This is a genomic window from Synechococcus sp. R55.7, assembly GCF_047461955.1.
Classification (GTDB): Bacteria; Cyanobacteriota; Cyanobacteriia; order Thermostichales; family Thermostichaceae; genus Thermostichus.
Genome location: NZ_JANSIC010000405.1, coordinates 1 through 931 on the forward strand (window position 1 = coordinate 1; position 931 = coordinate 931).

A 931-nucleotide genomic window follows, 5' to 3' on the forward strand; every position below is an offset into this window, starting at 1 on the left:
GAGGAAAGCCCTCCTCCATATAGGTTTGCTGGTCAAAAGTCTGGATGAACTACAATAAGCCCATGAGCCAGACTATCTCTGTACGTTGCAAGCTGATAGTCCCACAAGAGTTGCGTCAAGAAATTGACCGCACTTTGCAGGGCTTTGCGAATGCTTGCAACCAGATTCTCGACACCGCCAAACAAAAGAACTGCTGGAACACCGCCAAGCTGCACCACTTGGTCTATCGGCCGGTAAGGGCAGCAACGGGGCTGAAGGCCAACCACGTCTGTCAGGCGCTCCGTCGGGTGATTAGCAATGCCAAGGCGGTGAAGCAAGTCCACAAGTTCCGCCCCACCAGTCTGACTTTGGACGCTCGTACTTTTAAGTACCGAGAGTCCGACCAAGCCGTGGGCGTGACCCTGATGAGCGGACGGGTTTGGCTCAAGCTCAAGATCGGTGGTTACCAGATAGCGCTTCTGAGAGGCCAGGAGCCAACAAGTGCAACCCTGTCCAAGACCAAGCAAGGGGACTACTACATCAACATTGCTGTTGAGCTGGACACTCCCCCGACTGGCAAAACTCCCAAGGTAATCGGAGTTGACTTGGGCAGGCGGGATATCGCCACCGCTAGCAACGGACGCTCTTGGAGTGGAGAGCACATCCAGGCCGTCCGTGACCGGTTCAGCCGTGTACGCGCCAAGGTTCAATCCAAACGCACTCGCAGCTCTAGGAGGCTGCTGAGAAGGCTCTCTGGGAGAGAACGGCGCTACCAGACATGGCTGAACCATAACATCAGCAAAACCTTGGTCAGGGATGCCCAGGCTATTGGTGCGGCACTGGCTTTTGAAGACTTGACAGGCATCAGAGATTGCCTGAATCAGAAGTCTCGAAGTAAGGCTGAGCGGCGCAGGACTAACAACTGGGCGTTCTACCAGCTCAGGATGTTTGT

General features: G+C 55.0%; 1 protein-coding gene. It reads left to right on the forward strand.

Going from position 1 to position 931, the window contains the following annotated elements:
* Nucleotides 1–110: 110 nt before the first annotated feature.
* A partial coding sequence (locus NW820_RS12790) for an RNA-guided endonuclease TnpB family protein (protein WP_414407691.1) occupies nucleotides 111–931 on the forward strand: 821 nt, incomplete at its 3' end.